Annotated in this window: 17 protein-coding genes; 9 read left to right on the forward strand and 8 right to left on the reverse strand. The window is 72.4% G+C overall.

All coding sequences use genetic code 11. The features are described 5' to 3' along the window. The first annotated feature begins 47 nt into the window (after positions 1 to 47). Positions 48 to 704, forward strand: coding sequence for a TetR/AcrR family transcriptional regulator (locus tag ACSUPV_RS34025; RefSeq protein ID WP_031116704.1), 657 nt, complete (start codon positions 48 to 50; stop codon positions 702 to 704). Between the two features lie 52 nt (positions 705 to 756). Here the strand turns inward: ACSUPV_RS34025 and ACSUPV_RS34030 are convergent, their stop codons facing one another. Next, on the reverse strand, positions 757 to 2,037 hold the full coding sequence (locus ACSUPV_RS34030; protein WP_436949145.1) for a glycoside hydrolase family 18 protein: 1,281 nt from the start codon (positions 2,035 to 2,037) through the stop codon (positions 757 to 759). A 331-nt stretch (positions 2,038 to 2,368) separates the two neighbouring features. Here ACSUPV_RS34030 and ACSUPV_RS34035 point away from each other — a divergent pair, with 331 nt between their 5' ends. After that, positions 2,369 to 3,541, forward strand: coding sequence for an acyl-CoA dehydrogenase (locus ACSUPV_RS34035; RefSeq protein ID WP_359793047.1), 1,173 nt, complete (start codon positions 2,369 to 2,371; stop codon positions 3,539 to 3,541). 442 nt (positions 3,542 to 3,983) lie between these two features. Here ACSUPV_RS34035 and ACSUPV_RS34040 read toward each other — a convergent pair whose 3' ends face one another. After that, entirely contained in the window at positions 3,984 to 4,418 is a 435-nt protein-coding gene (locus ACSUPV_RS34040; protein WP_031116710.1) for a hypothetical protein, read from the reverse strand. A 269-nt stretch (positions 4,419 to 4,687) separates the two neighbouring features. Between ACSUPV_RS34040 and ACSUPV_RS34045 the strand changes: the two genes are divergently transcribed. The 4 genes from ACSUPV_RS34045 (at position 4,688) to fxsA (ending at position 8,835) form a co-directional block, all read left to right on the forward strand. Then, positions 4,688 to 5,128 (forward strand): Lrp/AsnC family transcriptional regulator, encoded by a 441-nt coding sequence (locus ACSUPV_RS34045; RefSeq protein ID WP_006136660.1) that lies wholly within the window; start codon positions 4,688 to 4,690, stop codon positions 5,126 to 5,128. Between the two features lie 56 nt (positions 5,129 to 5,184). Then, positions 5,185 to 6,786 (forward strand): amidohydrolase, encoded by a 1,602-nt coding sequence (locus tag ACSUPV_RS34050; RefSeq protein WP_382616521.1) that lies wholly within the window; start codon positions 5,185 to 5,187, stop codon positions 6,784 to 6,786. 534 nt (positions 6,787 to 7,320) lie between these two features. Continuing rightward, complete coding sequence (locus ACSUPV_RS34055) at positions 7,321 to 8,151, forward strand: polyprenol monophosphomannose synthase (protein WP_037769192.1); 831 nt, start codon at positions 7,321 to 7,323, stop codon at positions 8,149 to 8,151. A 108-nt stretch (positions 8,152 to 8,259) separates the two neighbouring features. Continuing rightward, positions 8,260 to 8,835 (forward strand): FxsA family membrane protein, encoded by a 576-nt coding sequence (fxsA, locus tag ACSUPV_RS34060; RefSeq protein WP_382616526.1) that lies wholly within the window; start codon positions 8,260 to 8,262, stop codon positions 8,833 to 8,835. Positions 8,836 to 8,935: 100 nt separating this feature from the next. Here fxsA and ACSUPV_RS34065 read toward each other — a convergent pair whose 3' ends face one another. The 4 genes from ACSUPV_RS34065 to ACSUPV_RS34080 all read right to left on the reverse strand — a co-directional run bounded on the left by ACSUPV_RS34065 (position 8,936) and on the right by ACSUPV_RS34080 (position 12,426). After that, positions 8,936 to 9,310 carry an RNA polymerase-binding protein RbpA gene (locus ACSUPV_RS34065; RefSeq protein WP_003977404.1) on the reverse strand — a complete coding sequence of 125 codons (375 nt, stop codon included), beginning with the start codon at positions 9,308 to 9,310 and terminating at the stop codon, positions 8,936 to 8,938. A gap of 266 nt (positions 9,311 to 9,576) precedes the next feature. Next, positions 9,577 to 10,923: an MFS transporter gene (locus tag ACSUPV_RS34070; RefSeq protein WP_031116715.1), complete on the reverse strand. Its 1,347-nt coding sequence runs from the start codon at positions 10,921 to 10,923 to the stop codon at positions 9,577 to 9,579. 49 nt (positions 10,924 to 10,972) lie between these two features. After that, a complete protein-coding gene (locus tag ACSUPV_RS34075) occupies positions 10,973 to 11,740 on the reverse strand; it encodes a glycerophosphodiester phosphodiesterase (protein ID WP_031116716.1) in 768 nt (255 codons plus the stop codon). After that, complete coding sequence (locus ACSUPV_RS34080) at positions 11,737 to 12,426, reverse strand: hypothetical protein (RefSeq protein WP_078651122.1); 690 nt, start codon at positions 12,424 to 12,426, stop codon at positions 11,737 to 11,739. Before ACSUPV_RS34080 ends, ACSUPV_RS34075 begins: the two co-directional genes overlap by 4 nt. Positions 12,427 to 12,490: 64 nt before the next feature. On the opposite strand from ACSUPV_RS34080, the gene ACSUPV_RS34085 reads away from it, so the two are divergent. Next, positions 12,491 to 13,990, forward strand: coding sequence for a PLP-dependent aminotransferase family protein (locus ACSUPV_RS34085; RefSeq protein WP_382616532.1), 1,500 nt, complete (start codon positions 12,491 to 12,493; stop codon positions 13,988 to 13,990). A gap of 33 nt (positions 13,991 to 14,023) precedes the next feature. Here the strand turns inward: ACSUPV_RS34085 and ACSUPV_RS34090 are convergent, their stop codons facing one another. Together ACSUPV_RS34090 and ACSUPV_RS34095 are read right to left on the reverse strand one after the other, a co-directional pair. After that, positions 14,024 to 15,787 (reverse strand): hypothetical protein, encoded by a 1,764-nt coding sequence (locus ACSUPV_RS34090; protein ID WP_436949146.1) that lies wholly within the window; start codon positions 15,785 to 15,787, stop codon positions 14,024 to 14,026. 37 nt (positions 15,788 to 15,824) lie between these two features. Then, positions 15,825 to 16,019 carry a hypothetical protein gene (locus tag ACSUPV_RS34095; protein WP_030843336.1) on the reverse strand — a complete coding sequence of 65 codons (195 nt, stop codon included), beginning with the start codon at positions 16,017 to 16,019 and terminating at the stop codon, positions 15,825 to 15,827. 297 nt (positions 16,020 to 16,316) lie between these two features. Here ACSUPV_RS34095 and ACSUPV_RS34100 point away from each other — a divergent pair, with 297 nt between their 5' ends. Together ACSUPV_RS34100 and ACSUPV_RS34105 are read left to right on the forward strand one after the other, a co-directional pair. Beyond that, entirely contained in the window at positions 16,317 to 16,709 is a 393-nt protein-coding gene (locus tag ACSUPV_RS34100; RefSeq protein ID WP_031116720.1) for an ankyrin repeat domain-containing protein, read from the forward strand. 300 nt (positions 16,710 to 17,009) lie between these two features. Then, positions 17,010 to 18,428, forward strand: coding sequence for a HEAT repeat domain-containing protein (locus ACSUPV_RS34105; RefSeq protein ID WP_436949147.1), 1,419 nt, complete (start codon positions 17,010 to 17,012; stop codon positions 18,426 to 18,428). Positions 18,429 to 18,485: the final 57 nt, after the last annotated feature.

Here is an 18,485-nt window from a genome sequence, read left to right on the forward strand (position 1 = left end):
GCCATACTGCGGATGTCCCGCCCCCGCCCGTGAGACCAGGGTCGAAATTGAATATCAGCCCCCAGCCTGCCGCGCGCCCCAGAGCCCGCGGCACCGAGCGCTCGACGGCGCGCCGTGCCGAACTCATCGCCATCGGGCGGAGGTTGTTCGCCGACACGTCCTACGACGCCCTCTCGATGGACGACATCGCCCGGCAGGCGCACGTCGCCAAGGGGCTCATCTACTACTACTTCCAGTCCAAGCGCGGCTACTACCTGGCCATCATCCAGGACTCCGTCACCGAGCTGATCACCCTGGCGGCCGGCGGCCTCGAACTGCCCCCGGTGGACCGGGTCCAGCGCACCATCGACAGCTACCTGCGCTACGCCGAGCAGAACCAGGCCGCGTACCGCACGATCGTCAGCGGCGGCGTCGGCTTCGACACCGAGGTGCACGCCATCCGGGACGGCGTGCGCGAGGCCGTCGTCACGACCATCGCCGAGGGCGCGTACGGCCGCGCCGACGTCACGCCGCTGGCGCGGATGGGCCTGCTGTCCTGGGTGTGCAGCGTCGAGGGCGCCACCCTCGCATGGATCGACCGCCCCGAACTGCCCCGCGCGACCATGTGCGAGCTGCTGGTGAAGACGCTCGGCGGCGCCCTGCGCGCGATCGAGGAACTGGACCCCGCCTACCCGGCCCCGCAGCCCGCGCGCCGGGGCGCATGAGACAGGGGCGGAGGATCCGCCACGGACCCTCCGCCCCCGGTGCCGCTCCGGCCTACTTGATGGCCTTGATCAGCTCACCGTTCGCCGCGTCGCCGCTCAGCTCCCAGAAGAACGTGCCGGCCAGGCCCTGCTGGTTCTTGTAGTTCATCTTGGTCCCGATGGTCGCCGGGGTGTCGTAACTCCACCAGTCGCTGCCGCACTTGGCGTAGGCCGTGCCGGCCACCGTCCCCGTCGCGGGGCACTTGGCCTTGAGCACCTTGTAGTCCTCGATGCCCTGCTCGTACGTGCCCGCCGCCGGGCCGGTCGCGGTGCCGCCCGGGGCCGACCGGGTGACGCCGGTCCAGCCGCGGCCGTAGAAGCCGATGCCGAGCAGCAGCTTCGAGGCGGGGATGCCGAGGCCCTTGAGCTTCGCGATCGTCGCCGAGCTGTGGTTGTCCGCCTTCGGTATGCCGGCGTACGAGGTCAGCGGCGAGTGCGGGGCCGTCGGGCCGGTGGCGTCCCAGGCGCCGAAGAAGTCGTAGGTCATGGGCAGGTACCAGTCGACGTAGGGGGCGGCGCCCGCGTAGTCCGCCGCGTCGATCTTGCCGCCCGGGGTGGCGTCGGCGGTGATCGCCGCGGTGACGAGGTTCTTCGAGCCGAACTTGGCGCGCAGCGCCTGCATCAGGTTCCGGAAGGCCGCCTTGCCGCTGGTGTCGCAGGTGGCGCCGCAGGCGTTCGGGTACTCCCAGTCGATGTCGATGCCGTCGAAGACGTCGGCCCACTTGGAGTTCTCGACCAGGTCGTAGCAGGACTGGGCGAAGGCGGCCGGGTTCTTCGCGGCCTCGCCGAAACCGGCCGACCAGGTCCAGCCGCCGAAGGACCACAGGACCTTGAGGTCCGGGTGCTTCTGCTTCAGCTTGCGCAGCTGGTTGAAGTTGCCGCGCAGCGGCTGGTCCCAGGTGTCGGCCTTGCCGTCGACGGACTCGGCGGCGGTGTAGGCGCGGTCGGTGGCGGCGTAGGCGTCGCCCATGGCGCACTTGCCCCCGGTGACGTTGCCGAAGGCGTAGTTGATGTGGGTGAGCCGGGCCGCCGAGCCGGACGTCTCGATGTTCTTGACGTGGTACTTGCGGTCGTAGGTGCCCCATTCGGTGAAGTATCCGATGACCTTGGAGCCGGCGGCCTTGGAGCCGGTGGCCTTGGGGCCCGGGGCCGCCTGTGAGGCTGCGGCGGCCTCCTGAGCCGAGGTCGCCGCGGTGGCGGAGGTGCCCGCGCCGGCCAGCAGACCGGCGCCGAGGACGGCGCAACAGGCCGCGGACACGATGGTCCGGAAGCGGGAGCGGTCGGGGGTGTGCATCCGGTGTCTCCTCGGGGGGAGAGGGAACGCGCGCCGATTGGCATGAACGCGGTGAATCGGTGGAGCGAAACAGTAGGAGGACTAGACCACTCCGGTCAATGGTTCGGACCAATTTCCCTGCTTCGGACGCCGTCGTGCGATTCTTGAGGTGAGCGGTCGTTAACTGGTGACGGGATGCCTCCGATCGGGCATACTCACAGCGCACAGCCGCTGGTCAGCAGCTTCCGAGACCCGGGACTGCAAGCATCGGCCAGGCACCAGAACGACCCGGCGGCGCCGCCCCCACCCACGGGCCCGTCCGCCACTGCCCGACAGGGAGGAGAGCGTCGCCATGCCCGACCGCGCCCCGCAGCCGGTGGACCGACAACTGCCCACGGAGGAGGCCCGGGACCTGATCTCACTCGTCCGCGACATCGCGCAGCAGGAGATCGTCCCGAAGGCGGCCGAGGAGGAGGACGCCGGCCGCTTCCCGCGTGAACTCTTCACCCTGCTCTCGCGCTCCGGCCTGCTCGGCCTGCCGTACGACTCCGAGTACGGCGGCGGCGACCAGCCCTACGAGGTCTACCTCCAGGTCCTGGAGGAACTCGCCGCGGCCCGCCTCACCGTCGGCCTCGGCGTCAGCGTCCACTCCCTGGCCTCCTACGCCCTCGCCGCCTACGGCACCAAGGAGCAGCAGGTCGAGCACCTGCCCGCGATGCTCGGCGGCGGCCTGCTCGGCGCCTACTGCCTCTCCGAGCCGCACTCGGGGTCGGACGCGGCCGCCCTGCGCACCAAGGCCGTACGGGACGGCGACGACTGGGTGATCACCGGCACGAAGGCCTGGATCACGCACGGCGGGATCGCCGACTTCTACACGGTCATGGCGCGCACCGGCGAGGAGGGCCCGCGCGGGATCACCGCGTTCCTGGTGCCCGGCGACGCGCCCGGGGTGAGTGCCGCGCCGCCCGAGAAGAAGATGGGCATGAAGGGCTCGCCCACGGCCCAGGTCCACTTCGACGGCGTCCGGGTCTCCGACGCCCGGCGCATCGGCGAGGAGGGACAGGGCTTCGCGATCGCCCTGTCGTCCCTCGACTCCGGGCGGCTCGGCATCGCGGCCTGCGCGATCGGCGTGGCCCAGGCCGCGCTCGACGAGGCGTTGGCGTACGCGGCGCAGCGGCGCCAGTTCGGCAAGCCGATCGCCGACTTCCAGGGGCTGCGCTTCATGTTGGCGGACATGGCGACCCAGATCGAGGCGGGCCGCGCGCTCTACCTCGCGGCGGCCCGACTGCGCGACGCGGGCCGGCCGTTCGCCCGGCAGGCCGCCATGGCCAAACTGCACTGCACCGACACGGCGATGCGGGTCACCACCGACGCCGTCCAGATCCTCGGCGGCTACGGCTACACCGCCGACTTCCCGGCCGAGCGCTACATGCGCGAGGCCAAGGTGCTGCAGATCGTCGAAGGCACCAACCAGATCCAGCGGATGGTCATCGCCCGCCATCTCGTGGGTCCAGAGGGACGCTGAACTGGTCGAGCCCCCGCCAGGGAGCCGCGAGCCGCATCCACTCCGGGTCGTGCCGGCCCGGCACGGTGCGGCCGCCTTCCGCCCAGGTCCGCATCAAGTCGCGGTAGATCGGCGGGTCCTGATAGCGCGGCGGAGCGGGCCGAACCGATTCTGCGGGTGGCGGGACGTACAGGAGGCGTTGACGCCCGGTCGCTGAGGAGATGGGGGTCATACCAGGGCAACGCGGCAGAGGCCGGACAGGTCACCCGTGCGTGGAATCGGGCGTGCGTTTCAGGGGTGCCGGTCCGTCGAACGGGCCCGCGGCCGTCGCACTCGGCCCGGCCCTGCGCCCGGCCGCCGTCAGCCCGCGAACCCGGGCACACTGAACCGCACCACGGCAGTCCACGAGCCGTGGTGCGGGGCAGCTGCTGGGGTGGAGCGAGCGGGCGAGGAAGGCCCGCGCTCAGGCCGCGTGGCGGCGCATGACCGGGACCCTGATGGGGCGTGAGCCAGGGCCGCCGACGTGCGAGAAGGGCTGGGTCCGCCAGTCCAGTCCCTGAGGGAGCGTCAACAGCAGGGCGGTGTCCTGCTCCTGAGGGTCCACCGACTCGTCCGCGGGGCGGGCGTCCGCGGCCCTGCGGCCGGTTCCGGCGCAGACCGTGAGTCCGAACGGGTTCCACGGCGAGGCGCACAGCGCGTGCTCCGGCAGGACTTCCTCGTCCGCCAGCAGGGCGATGGGCTGCGCGCAGTCCGGGCAGATCACCCGGAACATCTCGAACGTGTCGTAGGCGTCGAGTTCGTCGTCGTAGGCGTCGGGTTCGACGCCCTCCGGCTCGGGCTCGACGACGAGCTGCTGCCGCTTGGGTGCGGTGCGACCAGGGCGCTTAAGACTCTGCATTGGGTACTCCCCCTCGGGCTGGGCCGTATCAGGCGCTGCGGCCTCGACCACAGCAAGCACTTCCCGTCCCCCCTCGGCGGTAATCACGAGAACATTACGGAGACTGTTCGAGCGCTGTGGCGTTCGTCACATGCCGCGCGCAGGTGCCCTCTGCGGCGGGTTTGTCCCCCGAACGGCTGACCGTCGTCTTCCGGCCACATCACGAACCGGGCATGACCTGGACTCCTGAGGTATCCGAGGAGATCAGCCGCACTGTAGGTTCTTGCGCCATGGAGGAGCTGGACCGACAGATCGTGCAGCTGCTCGTCAAGGACGGGCGGATGAGCTACACCGACCTGGGCAAGGCCACGGGGCTGTCCACGTCGGCCGTGCACCAGCGGGTGCGACGGCTGGAACAGCGCGGTGTCATCCGCGGTTACGCCGCCGTCGTCGACCCCGAGGCGGTGGGGCTGCCCATGACGGCGTTCATCTCGGTGAAGCCGTTCGATCCCAGCGCGCCGGACGACATCGCGGACCGGCTGGCCGGTGTGCCGGAGATCGAGGCGTGCCACAGCGTCGCGGGGGACGAGAACTACATCCTCAAGGTGCGCGTGGCCACGCCCCACGAACTGGAGGAGCTCCTGGCGCGGGTGCGGTCGCTGGCCGGGGTGTCCACGCGGACGACCGTGGTGTTGTCCACGCCGTACGAGGCACGGCCGCCGCGGATCTGACCGGTGGTTCCGCCCCTTTGCGGGGCGTCGAGGCAGGGCCTGTGAAACTGTGCTCCATGAGTGAGTCCCGTACGCCGCCCCAGACCGTTCTCCTCCGTCGTGGAGAGGTCCACAGTCCTGCCGATCCCTTCGCCACCGCGATGGTCGTGGAGCGGGGACAGGTCGCCTGGGTCGGTTCCGAGGGCGCCGCCGACGCCTTCGCGGACGGCGTCGACGAGGTCGTCGACCTCGACGGGGCGCTGGTCACCCCCGCGTTCACGGACGCGCACGTGCACACCACCGCCACCGGTCTCGCCCTGACGGGTCTCGATCTGTCGGGCGCCCCCTCCCTGGAGGCCGCCCTCGCCCTCGTACGGGACTTCGCCGCCGCCCGCCCCGACGACCGCGTGCTGCTCGGGCACGGCTGGGACGCCGCCCGCTGGCCCGGCGGCCGGCCCCCGACGCGGGCCGAACTCGACGAGGCCACCGGGCACCGGCCCCTCTACCTCACCCGCATCGACGTCCACTCGGCGGTCGTCACGACCGCCCTGCTCGACCTGGTCCCCGGCGTCACCCGGGAGGACGGGCCGCTCACCGCTGACGCCCACCACGCCGTGCGCGCCGCCGCGTACGCCGCCGTCACGCCCGGGCAGCGCACCGAGGCACAGCGCGCCGCCCTCGCGCACGCCGTCTCGCTCGGCATCGGCACGATCCACGAGTGCGCCGGCCCGGAGATCTCCTCCGAGGACGACTTCACCGGGCTGCTGCGGCTCGCCGCCGAGGAACCCGGCCCGCGCGTCGTCGGCTACTGGGCCGAGCAGGACGTCCCCAAGGCGCGCGAGCTGGGCGCGGTCGGCGCCGCGGGTGACCTGTTCGTCGACGGGGCCCTCGGCTCGCACACCGCCTGCCTGCACCAGCCGTACGCCGACGCCGGGCACACCGGCAGGGCCTACCTGGACGCCGCCGCGGTCGCCGCGCACGTGGTGGCCTGCACCGAGGCGGGCCTCCAGGCAGGCTTCCACGCCATCGGCGACGCCGCGGTGGACACCGTGGTGGAGGGCGTGCGGGCCGCCGCCGAGAAGCTGGGCCTCGCCCGGATCCGGGCCGCCCGGCACCGCGTCGAGCACGCCGAGATGCTCACCCCCGAGAGCGTCGCCGCCTTCGCCGAACTCGGCCTCACCGCCTCGGTCCAGCCCGCCTTCGATGCCCTGTGGGGCGGCGACGACGGCATGTACGCACAGCGCCTGGGGGCGGAGCGGGCCCGGGGCCTGAACCCCTTCGCCGCCCTGCTGCGCGCCGGTGTCCCGCTCGCCTTCGGCTCCGACAGCCCGGTCACCCCGCTCGACCCCTGGGGCACGGTCCGGGCCGCCGCCTTCCACCACACGCCGGAGCACCGCGTCTCCGTGCGCGCCGCGTTCACGGCGCACACGCGCGGCGGCTGGCGGGCCGTGGGACGGGACGACGCGGGCGTCCTGGTCCCGGGCGCCCCCGCCGACTACGCCGTGTGGCGCACCGGCGAACTCGTCGTCCAGGCCCCCGACGACCGCGTCGCCCGCTGGTCGACGGACCCCCGCTCCGGCACCCCCGGACTGCCCGACCTGACCCCCGGCCGCGACCTGCCCGTCTGTCTGCGCACCGTGGTGGGCGGGCACACGGTCTTCGTAGGGCCGGGCGAGTGATCTACGGGGGTGGCGCGCACGCGATCGTGCGCCGCACCCCCGGCGCGCGACCTGCGCATCCTCGGCCCTGACCAGGGCTTTGCCGTGGAATGCGCAGGTCGAACGGCTGTTGACAGGCGGCCGCAGGGGGCCGGTAGGTTCGGCCGAGTCCACCACCGGACGCCCGACCGGGGAGCGTTCGCACACTCGCCGCAGCGCCGCCGGGTCAGGGACGGTGTGCCGCACCGGGGCACCGCCACTGGGAGCCAGGCTCAGGCCGGCGCAGCGCCGAGGGAACGTTCCGGCCGGTCGGGGAGGTGTGACCCGGGTGGGGCCCGGGCGCTCAGTAGACAACGGCTTTCGGTCGATCCGCAGCCAGCGGGTCCCGGGTCGGCCCGAAGGGCGCCGGGCCCCCATCCGCCGTACGCTCGCACCCGGAGGCGCGCTCTTACCCGCGTCTTGTCGACTCGACACCACCATTCGAACGTCCTGTCACGTCATCGCAGGCCGGGACCACTATGGTGGACCTCTGCGTATGGACATGAAGGGGCAGCAGTGAACGACGGCGACGGAACCCTCGCGGCAGGAGCCCAGGGGAGGAAGTTCGGCCCGCTCGGCACGGCCTTGGTGATCATCCCGACCTACAACGAGGCGGAGAACATCAAGAGCATCGTCGGCCGGGTACGCGAGGCCGTCCCCGAGGCGCACGTGCTCGTGGCCGACGACAACAGCCCGGACGGCACCGGCAAGCTGGCCGACGAGCTGGCCGTCGAGGACGACCAGGTCCACGTGCTGCACCGCAAGGGCAAGGAGGGCCTCGGCGCCGCCTACCTCGCGGGCTTCCGCTGGGGCCTGGAGCGCGACTACGGCGTGCTGGTCGAGATGGACGCCGACGGCTCCCACCAGCCCGAGGAACTGCCCCGTCTGCTCACCGCCCTCAAGAGCGCCGACCTGGTGCTCGGCTCGCGCTGGGTGCCCGGGGGGCGAGTAGTGAACTGGCCGAAGTCCCGCGAGGTGATCTCCCGGGGCGGCAGCCTCTACTCCCGGCTGGCGCTCGACCTGCCGCTGCGCGACATCACCGGCGGCTACCGCGCGTTCCGCCGCGAGACCCTGGAGGGCCTCGGCCTCGACGAGGTCGCCTCGCAGGGCTACTGCTTCCAGGTCGACCTGGCCCGCCGCGCGGTCAAGGCCGGCTACCACGTGGTCGAGGTGCCCATCACCTTCGTCGAGCGGGAGCTCGGCGACTCCAAGATGAGCCGCGACATCCTCGTCGAGGCGCTGTGGCGGGTCACGGCGTGGGGGGTGGGGGAGCGCGTCGGCAAGGTCACGGGGCGCGTGGCGAAGCCGTCCGTCACGGGGCGCGGCGGCGAGCCGTCGAAGCCGTAGCCGCTTCGGAGACTGTGCCGGCCGTGGGCGCTTCGGGCTCGGCCGCGCACAGGAACGCCTGATCGGGGGCTTATCCCGCGCTGAGCCGGAGCCAGGCACACTGGAGTCATGACGACTGGCGCTCAGACCCCCAGCCACCCCGCCCGGCCCCGGCGCTCCCGGCTGCGCACGTTCCTGCCCCTGGGGATCGCCGCGTGGCTCGTGCTGGAGATCTGGCTGCTCACGCTGGTCGCGGGGGCGTCGAACGGGCTGGTGGTGTTCCTCGTCCTGCTGGCGGGCTTCGTGCTCGGCTCGATCGTCATCAAGCGGGCCGGCCGGCGTGCCTTCCGCAGGCTCTCCGAGGCGCTGCAACAGCAGCAGAGCGGTGTGATGCCGGCGGCGGCCCGGCCGAACAGCGAGGGCAACGGCCTGATGATGCTGGGGGGTCTGCTGCTGATGATCCCCGGCCTGGTGTCGGACGCGGTCGGCCTGCTCCTGCTGCTGCCCCCGGTCCAGAAGGCCGTGAGCCGTTCCGCCGAGCGCACCTTCGAGCGCAAGCTCCGCGAGGCCGACCCGGGCACGCTGGGCGGCGCCTTCCAGCAGGCCCGGATGCACCACCCGGACGGCAAGGTCGTCCAGGGCGAGGTCATCAGGGACGAGCCGGGGGACACCCCGCAGGAGCCGCGTCCGCCGCTGACGCGCTGAGGAACCCGCACAGACGGAAAACCGCGGGCGCCGTACGTACTTCACGTACGGCGCCCGCGGTCACTGACGCGCTGTTATTCCGGCCAGGCCCCGGAGGGACTTACGCCGACTTCCGGCTGTCCCGGGGATGAACAGCGATGTTCATCGCACCGGAGCGCAGAACCGCCAGACGCTCCTCGAGGACCTCTTCGAGTTCCTCACGGGTGCGTCGCTCCATCAGCATGTCCCAATGCGTACGCGCGGGCTTGGCCTTCTTCTCTTCCGGGCCGTCGCCGTCCACCAGGAGTGCCTGGGCCCCGCATACCTTGCACTCCCACTCCGGCGGGATCTCCGCCTCGACCGAGAAGGGCATCTCGAAGCGGTGCCCCTTCTCGCATGCGTACTCCACGGCCTGGCGCGGGGCCAGGTCGATGCCGCGGTCCGTCTCGTAGCTGGTCACCACGAGGCGCGTGCCGCGAAGAGCTCGCTCACTCATGAATCGTGCCTCCCGGGCTTGTCGCCCACAGGACAGGTGTCGCTGTCGTCGTCATCCGGTCAACGTCCGGTCGGCGGTAAAGATTCCCGTTCCGGGTCCCGTTCCGGGTCATGCGTCGCCGTCGTAGCCGCCCTTGTTGTACCCACCAGCGCCCGGTTTGTCACATCTGCTAGCAGATGTAACCTAGCGTTTCGGCATCTTTGACGCGCAGTAACGGTACGCCTGGCAGGCCAAACGCGTACACTACAGCCCTTTCGCGTCGAGTGCTAAATCCTGTCTGGAACCGGATTCCCCGCATCCGCGATCGCACGCCGTACCGGAACCCGGGCGAGCAGGGCGAATCCCAGCACGAAGAACGCCACCAGCGAGATGATCGCGTCCCGGTAGCTGCCGGTGAGCTGGTAGGTGAGCCCGAACAGCAGCGGCCCGAGCCAGCTCATCCCGCGGTCGCTCAGCTCGTACGCGGAGAAGTATTCGGCCTCCTTGCCGGGTGGGACGAGATGGGAGAACAGGGAGCGGGACAGCGCCTGGCTGCCGCCCAGGACCAGGCCGATCCCGGCGGCCAGGACGAAGAACCACAGCGGCGCCCCGGCGGGCAGGAAGAACCCGGCCGCGAGCGTCACCGTCCACGCGACCAGCGAGCCGAGGATCACGCGCTTGGCGCCGTAGGTCCGGGCCAGCCGTCCCATCGTCAGCGCGCCCGCCACGGCCAGCACCTGCACCAGCAGCACGGCGCCGATGAGGGTGGACTGCCCGAGGCCGAGTTCCTCGGAGCCGTAGACCGAGGCCTGGGAGATCACCGTCTGGATGCCGTCGTTGTAGACGAGGTAGGCGAGCAGGAAGGCCAGCGTCAGCGGGTGGCGGCGCATGTCGCGGACGGTCGCGGCGAGCTGCCGGAAGCCCGGGAGGGCCGCCTCGCGGGCGGTGGTCCTGCGGTCGCGCAGCCGGGTCAGCGGGATCAGTGCGAAGGCGCCCCACCACAGGCCGGCCGAGGCGAGGCAGATGCGGACGGCCGTGCTCTCGGAGACGCCGAAGCCCTCGTGCCCGGTGTAGAGGACCAGGTTGGCGACGAGGACCAGCGAGCCCGCCGCGTACCCGAAGGCCCAGCCCCGGGAGGACACCGCGTCCCGTTGCTCGGGCGGGGCGATCTGCGGGAGGTAGGAGTTGTAGAGCATCATCGCCACGGACTGCGCGGCGTTCGCGACGATCAGGAGGGCGCCGCCGAGCAGGTAGCGGTCGCCGTCCAGGAAGAACATGGCCGTCGTGGCCGTGGCCCCCAGGTAGGCGGCGGCCGCGAGGAGCGGCTTCTTGCGGCCGGTGCGGTCGGCGGCGGCGCCCACCAGGGGCATCACCAGCACGGCCACGATCACCGACAGGGACACCGAGTACGCGAAGAAGGACCCGGCGCGCACCGGGATGCCGAGGGGGTGGACGTACCCGTCCCCGTCGGCCGCCGACTCGGCGACCGAGGTCAGGTAGGGGCCCAGGAACACCGTGAGCACGCTCGTCGAGTAGACGGAGCACGCCCAGTCGTAGAAGTACCAGCCGCGCTGCTCGCGTCCGAGATCCGCGGCGCCGTCGGCCGGCGGTGTCCGCACGGTGTCGGTGCCCACCCGTGCCCTCGCTTCCCCGTGAACGCGCAGAGGCGACCGGCCGGGGGTCTCAGACCCAGACGCCGCGGTCCTCCATGACCTTGCGCAACGTGTCGATGTGATCGGTCATGATGCCATCCACGCCGAGGTCCAGAAGCCGGTGCATGCTCTCCGGGTCGTTGACGGTCCACACGTGCACCTGGAGCCCGCGCGCGTGGGCGGCGCGGACGAAGCGGAGGTCCACGACCTGGATGCCGGACTGGATCTCCGGCACCTGGGCGGCGACCGCCGAGCGGCGCACCGCCGCCGGCAGCCCCCAGGAGCGCAGCCGCAGGTTGAGGACGCCCCGGGTGCCGTACGACGTGGCCAGGCGCGGACCGGCCAGCCGCTGGGCGCGCACCACGCGCGCCTCGGAGAACGAGCCGAGGCAGATCCGGTCCCAGGAGTCGGTCCGGCCGACCAGGTCGAGGAAGGGCAGCAGGGCGGCCTCCGCCTTGACGTCGACGTTCCAGCGCACGTCGGGGAACGTCTCCAGGAGTTCCTCGAAGAGGGGCACCGGTTCCTCGCCCCCCACGCGAGCCTGGCGTACCTCCTGCCACGGCAGGTCGGCGATCCGGCCCGCGCCGTCCGTCACCCGGTCCAGGGTCGCGTCGTGGAAGGCGACGAGCTTGCCGTCCCGGGTGGCGTGGACGTCGGTCTCGATGTACCGGTAGCCCGCCTCCACGGCGCACCGGAACTGCCGCACCGTGTTCTCCAGGCCGTCCGCGGCCCCGCCCCGGTGGGCGAAGGCGATCGGGCCGGGATGGTCGAGGTAGGGGTGGCGTATCCGCGGGGTCACGGACGCAGTATCGCGCGTTCTGGTTGACCGGTGGCAACGACCGTGCTGCCGCCGGATGCCGGGGGAACGGCGAACACGCGCAGGAACAGCTGGGCGAGCGGCCCGATGGACAGCGCGTACAGAAGGGTGCCGACGCCGACGGTACCGCCCAAGGCGAAGCCGGTCGCCACGACCGTCAGCTCGATGCCCGTGCGCACCAGCCGGATCGAGACGCCCGTGAGCTGGTGCAGTCCGGTCATCAGGCCGTCGCGCGGGCCCGGGCCGAAGCGGGCCGCGATGTAGAGGCCGGTGGCCGCGCCGTTCAGGACGATGCCCGTGGCCATCAGGGTCACGCGGAGCGCCCAGCCGTGCGCGTCGGGCACCAGGGCCAGCGTGGCGTCCATCGCCATGCCGATGACCAGCACGTTGGAGACCGTGCCCAGGCCCGGCCGCTGTCGGAGCGGGATCCACGCGAGCAGCACCGCGGCGCCGACGAGGGTCAGCACCACGCCGATCGACAGTCCCGTCCGCTCGGCGAGGCCCTGGTGCAGCACGTTCCACGGCTCCAGGCCGAGTCCCGACCGGACGAGCAGCGCCGAACTCGCGCCGTACAGCGCGAGACCGACGTAGAGCTGGATGAGCCGCCGGGCGAGACGCCCCCGCGTGGACATGATGTGCCCCCCTGTGGTGGTAGTGGACTGATGCATGACACCCTGTGGCTTGGATGGACACGCCATCCAGGGCCAATCCGGGGAAGGTGGACTGATTCCGATGGCGCAGTGGACCTCGGCCGTGGGGGCGGCGCAGCTCGCCCGGCTCCTCAAGTCCCAGCAGGACCGCCCGGCGGGACCCGGCGCCCGGCGCCCGCCCGCCTATCGCGCCCTCGCCGACGGCATCCGACTGCTGGTGCTCGAAGGCCGGGTCCCGGTGGCCGCCCGGCTGCCCGCCGAGCGGGAACTCGCCCTCTCCCTCTCCGTCAGCCGTACGACGGTCGCCGCCGCCTACGAGGCACTGCGCGGCGAGGGGTTCCTGGAGTCGCGACGGGGCGCGGGCAGTTGGACCGCCGTGCCGGCCGGGAACCCGGTGCCCGCGCGCGGCCTGGAACCCCTGCCGCCCGAGGCCCTGGGGTCCATGATCGACCTGGGCTGCGCGGCGCTTCCGGCCCCCGAGCCGTGGCTCACCCGGGCGGTCCAGGGCGCGTTGGAGGAGCTGCCGCCGTACGCGCACACGCACGGCGACTACCCCGCCGGGCTGCCCGCGCTGCGGTCGATGATCGCCGAGCGCTACACCGAGCGCGGGATCCCCACCATGCCCGAGCAGATCATGGTGACGACCGGGGCGATGGGCGCGATCGACGCGATCTGTCATCTGTTCGGCGGGCGCGGGGAGCGCATCGCCGTCGAGTCGCCCTCCTACGCCAACATCCTCCAGCTGATGCGGGAGGCCGGGGCCCGGCTCGTGCCCGTCGCGATGGCCGAGGGGCTCACCGGCTGGGACATGGACCGCTGGCGGCAGGTCCTGCGGGACGCCGCGCCGCGGATCGCGTACGTCGTCGCCGACTTCCACAACCCGACCGGTGCGCTCGCCGACGAGGACCAGCGGCGGCGGCTGGTGGACGCGGCGCGGTCCGCCGGGACCGTGCTGATCGCCGACGAGACGATGACCGAGCTGTGGCTCGACGCGGAGGTGCGGATGCCGCGGCCGGTGTGCGCGTTCGACCCGGCGGGTTCGACCGTGATCACGGTGGGGTCGGCCAGCAAGGCGTTCTGGGCCGGCATGCGCATCGGGTGGGTGCGGGCCGCGCCGGACGTGATCCGCAGCCTGGTCGCCGCACGGGCCTATGCCGATCTCGGTACGCCGGTGCTGGAGCAGCTGGCCGTCAACTGGCTGTTCGGCACCGGGGGTTGGGAGCAGGCCGTCCAGGTCCGGCGGGAACAGGCCAGGTCGAACCGGGACGAGCTGGTGGCGGCCGTGCGACGTGAGCTGCCCGGGTGGGAGTTCGAGGTGCCGCAGGGCGGGCTGACGCTGTGGGTGCGGACCGGGGGGCTGTCCGGCTCGCGGCTCGCGGAGGCGGGGGAGCGCGTGGGGGTGCGGGTGCCGTCCGGGCCGCGGTTCGGGGTGGACGGGGCGTTCGAGGGGTATGTGCGGTTGCCGTTCACCGTGGGCGGGGCGGTGGCGGAGGAGGCAGCCGTGCGGTTGGCCGCGGCGGCGGGGCTGGTGGAGTCGGGCGGCGTGGGGGGCGGTGAGGCGCCGCGTACGTTCGTGGCCTAGTGCCGGACGGCGGTGCGGGTGGAGCCGGTGTGCCTAACCCCGCTTCGCCTCCGTCGGTTTGGTCAGGACCGGAACCGGATTCGGCAGAGGGTCCTTGGTGACGACCGGTACCCGTTCGGGCTGCGGCTCGGGCGTCTCCGCGACCTGGACCGGAACGGGTTCGGGCTGCGGCTCCGGCGTCTTCGAGGCCACCGCCACCGGCGCGGGCTCCGGTTCCCTGTCCGTCTGGCCCGGTTCCGGCTCGCCCGGCACCCCGTCCGGCTCCGGGACCGTCTCCCCGTCCGCCGGTGTCGTCCGGGGTGGGAGGAGGGCCAGGACCGCCTCGCGGTGGGCGTCCGGGGTCGCGTCGTCGTACGGGTTCGGGGTGGCCGGGACCTGGAGGCGGTGGACCGGGCCCGTGCCCAGGCGGGCGTAGCCGCGGCCGGGCGGGACCTGGTCGACGGGGGTGGTGTGCGGGGGCGCGCCCAGGGCCGATTCGAGTTGTTCCGCCGTCGCCGGGCCGAGGACCACACGGGCCCGGGTGTGCTGCCGCACCGGCTCGCTCAGGGCGTCCAGGCAGTCCAGCTGGTCGGCCACGACCACCGTCACGTGGGCCGGGCGGCCGTGCCGGAGCGGGACCTGGAGGAGGGACTGCGGGTCCTTGCGGTCGTCCGCCGCGGCCAGGTGGGTGAACGCGGTCGGGCGGTCCAGGAGGATCCACAACGGTCGCTTGGTGTCGTCGGGCGGCGGCTGGCCGGCCTGGTGGGCGCGGTTGGCGGCGATGAGACGGCGCTCCGTCTCGGTCGCGGCCCACTCCAGGCTGGCCAGGGCTCCGGTCAGGCCGCACTCGACGGCCAGGACGCCGTCCCGGCCGGTCAGACAGGCGTACTCGCCGGTGCCGCCGCCGTCGACGATCACCACGTCGCCGTGCTGGAGGGCCTGCAGGGCGATCGACCTCAGCAGCGTGGAGGTGCCGCTGCCCGGCTGGCCGAGGGCGAGCAGGTGGGGCTCGGTCGAGCGCAGACCCGTGCGCCAGACGACCGGGGGCACGTCGCGTCGCTGCTCGCCGTAGGTGAGGGGGAGGGTGCGCCGGACCTCGGTCGGGTCGGTGAAGCCGAGGACGGTCTCGCCGGGCGCGGTGACGAAACGCTGGGCGGTGATGTCGACGGGCAGCGGCAGGAGCACGCCGACCGTCAACTGGTTGCCCTCCTCGTCCCACGTGAAGTGGTATTCGCGGCCCCGGCCCGACTTGGCGACGAGGAGGTGCTCGATCCGGGCGCGGGCCTCGGCCTCGCTGTCGGTGAAGTACGCCGGGTAGCGGACCACCAGGTGCGAGATGCGGCCGCCGCCGTCGAACGCGTAGGTGGGGAACGCCTTGTCCCACGCCCCGCCGTGGGCGTACAGCGGCTCGGGGTCCTCGGCGGTGGAGAAGTACGGCACCAGCGCCTCGTACAGCGACTTCAGGCGCCGGCTCTGCATCTCGTCGGGCCCGTCGGGTGACGCAGGGGCGCGGTCCCGGCCCTGCCAGGCCGCCGCCGTCATCAGGGTGATGACGGCGAGCAGCGGCCCGTACGGCACCAGCGCCACGACCAGGATCACGGAGGCCACCAGGAACAGCAGGGCCCCCCGTCTCTCCTTGGGGGTGTCGGCCCATCTGCGCCGCCCGGCCGCTGCCAGCCGGCGCAGACCGCGCGTGATCGTGATCAGCGGATGGAGGACGTCCGTGGCGCTGTCGGCGGCCGTCCGGGCCAGCTCCCGGCTCCGGGCGAGCTGCGCGCTGCCGTTGCTCAGAATGCGGGGGAGGGGGCGCCGGGCCACTACTGCCTCCAGATCGGTGCGTAAGGGGAGCGGGGCGTCAGAACTTGATTCCGCCGAGGAGGCTCGCCAGGCTCTCGCCGCCCGCCTTGATGCTCGGGGCGATGGCCGTGCTCGCCAGGTAGAAGCCGAACAGCATGGCGACCACCGCGTGCGAGGCTTTCAGGCCGTCCTTGCGGAAGAAGATGAAGACGACGATGCCGAGCAGGACCACGCCTGAGATGGACAGGATCATTTGAGGTCTCCTGGTTCGCGGGGACAGTCACCATGAGTGCTTCCAGGCTCACAGGATGTATCCATACGATAAAAGGTGCAACTGGGTGAAATATGGACTATTTCCCTCCGACTGGCGGCGTGGTTCCCGACCGGGCTGAGCTGGACCGTTGCGCACGACCCGGTCTCTGCTGATCTTTACCTCGGGCACATCGGGTCATGTGCCGCGCGAGCCAGTACCCTGGCGATTCACTCGTACGGCTGCGGCCCCCGCAGGCGTACCCACCCGACGCTGCGCAGTGGAGAGGCGGTCCGTCCGATGACCGAAGTCCCCGACCCCGAGGTCGTGGAGCTGGCGACCAAGATCTTCGATCTGGCCCGGCGGGGACAGACCGAGGCGCTCGTGGCGTACGTCGACGCGGGTGTTCCGGCCAACCTCACCAACGACCGGGGCGACTCGCTCGTCATGCTCGCCGCCTACCACGGCCACTCCGACGCGGTGCGCGCACTGCTCGACCGCGGCGCCGAGGCCGACCGGGTGAACGACCGAGGCCAGACCCCGCTCGCGGGAGCCGTGTTCAAGGGGGAGACCGATGTGATCAAGGCCCTCCTGGAGGGCGGCGCCGACCCGTCCGCGGGCACGCCCTCGGCCGTCGACACCGCGCGCATGTTCGGCCGGACGGAACTGCTCGAACTGTTCGGCGAGCACTGAGCCGACCGGTCTGACCTGGAACGACTAAGAAAACGGGGGAGGCGGTACAGGGCCGCCGAAATTTCGGTCGCGGCAGACGGAAGTGCCGAGTCATCATGACGACGTGGTTCACGGACGTGATGGTTGGGCAGGTGTTGCCGCACCGCGCGGGCCGTGACGCGGTCCGCAAGGGCCACCGACGAGAGGCAGAGGAAGATGGTCTACAGCAAGCAGGAAACGGCGGGCACTCCGACGTGTTGTCGCGCGGCCAGGTAGTACACGTCCCCGGTTGCGTCGACGCTTGATGTGAGGCTGTTTCCCATGTTCGATCCGGTCATAGCGCCCAGCGGTACGCTGCTCGGCCTGCTCCAGCGGGGCCGCGGCGACGGCACACTGCACGCGCTCACCGCCCCGCGCCCCGAGGCGCTCGCGGCGCTGAACCACTGCGTGCTGCGCGACCCCCGCCACGACTGGCAGGTGGAGAACCGCTCCCTCTACTACGCCCGCCTCTACCTCGACCTGAACGGCGAGCTGGACGCGGTCGAGGCCCACCTCTTCGACGCCGAGGACGTCCTCGACACCGACGAGTCACGCACCGGCCTCGCCCTCGCCGTCCTCGGACACCTCGCCTCCTACGGCAGGCGGGACGCGCTCGAACTGCTGCGCAGGTACGCCGCCCACGGCACCAACTGGGCCTGGGCCCTCGACGAGCTGGCCCTCAGGGACGACGACGCGGGCCTGCGCGCCCTCGCCGCACCCGTCCTCGCGCGCTTCCCCATCGATCCGGAGGGGGATGCCGAGCTGGCCGCCACCGTCCGGGACGCCTTCGAGCCCCGGCCGTGGCGACTGTGGGCCGAGGACGCCCGCGAATCCGTCGCCACGCGCGTGCGTGCCGCTCACGAAGCCGGCTGTTTCGACCGCTGGCAGCGGCAGATGCGACCGGCCGGGCCCCGCCCCGGATGGAGCGTGCAAGCCGTCTTCGAATGGGCCCAGCAGGGCATCGACCGGGGCGCGGCCCTCCATGTCCCGGCAGCCCGCTGTCTCTCCGCCGTGGCGGGCCCCGAGGACCGGGCCGAGATCGTCCAGGCCGCCAAGGACGGCGGCGACGGGGCTCGGTGCACGGCCCTGCGCTACCTCGCCGACGGCAACGATCCCGACGCCCTCGACCTGATCGAGGGCGCCGTGGCCACCGGTTCGACGCTCGTCGTGGACGCCGCCGTCGACGCCTTCGAGCGCATGCGCTCGGTCGCCGCCGTCGACCGGGCCCGCGGCTGGGCCCGGCGGCCGGACGCCCTCGGCGCCGCCGCCGGACGCGTCCTCGCCTGCCGGGGCGGAGCGCAGGACCGCGACCTGGTCCTCGCCGCCCTGCGCGAGGCCGTACGGGGCGAAGGACCGGACGCACCGACCCTGTGGACCCTCGTCGACGGCACCGGACGGCTCGGCATCGCCTGCGCCGCGCCCGTCCTGCGCCACGTCTACCGCGAGACCGCCTCCTCCCATCTGCGCGGCCGGGCCGCCCGGGCCCTCGCCGCCACCGACCCCTCCTTCGCCACCGGCTTCGCCGTCGAGTGCCTGTGGGACTGCGAGGAGACCACCCGCGAACTCGCCGCCCGGCACGCCGAGACCGGCGACACCCGCGTCGTCGAGCGACTGCGCCGGCTCGCCGTCGACCCCGCCGAGGAGGCCGAGGTGCAGACGGCCGTCCGCAGCCGCATCGGCCCCGAGGAGCCCGCTGTGTGACCCCTCTCGCGAGAAAACCAAGGCGGAATCAGGCCGCGGAGGTGAACGTGGGGTGAC

Source organism: Streptomyces sp. SudanB52_2052 (genome assembly GCF_964272415.1).
GTDB lineage: Bacteria > Actinomycetota > Actinomycetes > Streptomycetales > Streptomycetaceae > Streptomyces > Streptomyces olindensis.

Excerpts from the sequence above, each read along its gene's own strand:
- ACSUPV_RS34095 (WP_030843336.1), bottom strand. The coding sequence starts at position 16,019 with ATGATCCTGTCCATCTCAGGCGTGGTCCTGCTCGGCATCGTCGTCTTC.
- fxsA (WP_382616526.1), top strand. The coding sequence starts at position 8,260 with ATGACGACTGGCGCTCAGACCCCCAGCCACCCCGCCCGGCCCCGGCGC.
- ACSUPV_RS34065 (WP_003977404.1), bottom strand. The coding sequence starts at position 9,310 with ATGAGTGAGCGAGCTCTTCGCGGCACGCGCCTCGTGGTGACCAGCTAC.
- ACSUPV_RS34100 (WP_031116720.1), top strand. The coding sequence starts at position 16,317 with ATGACCGAAGTCCCCGACCCCGAGGTCGTGGAGCTGGCGACCAAGATC.
- ACSUPV_RS34045 (WP_006136660.1), top strand. The coding sequence starts at position 4,688 with ATGGAGGAGCTGGACCGACAGATCGTGCAGCTGCTCGTCAAGGACGGG.
- ACSUPV_RS34030 (WP_436949145.1), bottom strand. The coding sequence starts at position 2,037 with ATGCACACCCCCGACCGCTCCCGCTTCCGGACCATCGTGTCCGCGGCC.
- ACSUPV_RS34085 (WP_382616532.1), top strand. The coding sequence starts at position 12,491 with ATGGCGCAGTGGACCTCGGCCGTGGGGGCGGCGCAGCTCGCCCGGCTC.
- ACSUPV_RS34035 (WP_359793047.1), top strand. The coding sequence starts at position 2,369 with ATGCCCGACCGCGCCCCGCAGCCGGTGGACCGACAACTGCCCACGGAG.
- ACSUPV_RS34105 (WP_436949147.1), top strand. The coding sequence starts at position 17,010 with ATGTTCGATCCGGTCATAGCGCCCAGCGGTACGCTGCTCGGCCTGCTC.
- ACSUPV_RS34050 (WP_382616521.1), top strand. The coding sequence starts at position 5,185 with ATGAGTGAGTCCCGTACGCCGCCCCAGACCGTTCTCCTCCGTCGTGGA.
- ACSUPV_RS34040 (WP_031116710.1), bottom strand. The coding sequence starts at position 4,418 with ATGCAGAGTCTTAAGCGCCCTGGTCGCACCGCACCCAAGCGGCAGCAG.
- ACSUPV_RS34080 (WP_078651122.1), bottom strand. The coding sequence starts at position 12,426 with ATGCATCAGTCCACTACCACCACAGGGGGGCACATCATGTCCACGCGG.